This window comes from Adlercreutzia sp. DFI.6.23 (assembly GCF_024462535.1).
Classification (GTDB): Bacteria; Actinomycetota; Coriobacteriia; order Coriobacteriales; family Eggerthellaceae; genus Adlercreutzia; species Adlercreutzia rubneri.
The window spans coordinates 1-306 of the sequence record NZ_JANGBP010000423.1; the positions used below are offsets into that span (position 1 = coordinate 1).

Below are 306 nucleotides of genomic sequence, written 5' to 3' on the forward strand. Positions count from 1 at the left end.
CGACGAGTTCGCCAGCCATGTGGAGGCGGGCGCCTGCGCTCCCGGCACGCGCCAGACGGTGCCCTGCGTCACGCGGTGTCCGGCCCATGTGAACGTGCCGGCCTACATCGCGCTGGCCGTGGAAGGCCGCCTTGCCGAGGCGGTGAAGATGATCCGCAAGGACAATCCCTTCCCTACGGTCTGCGCGCTTGTGTGCGAGCACCCCTGCGAGGAGCGTTGTCGCCGCACGATGGTGGACGCGCCGGTGAATATCCGCGGCATAAAGAAGTACATTGTGGACACGGTGGCCGCCGATACCGTGGAAAC

Annotated in this window: 1 pseudogene; it reads left to right on the forward strand. The window is 66.7% G+C overall.

The annotated features are described in order from the left end of the window. Positions 1 to 306 (forward strand): annotated as a pseudogene (locus NE591_RS13985) (glutamate synthase); the annotation flags it as partial.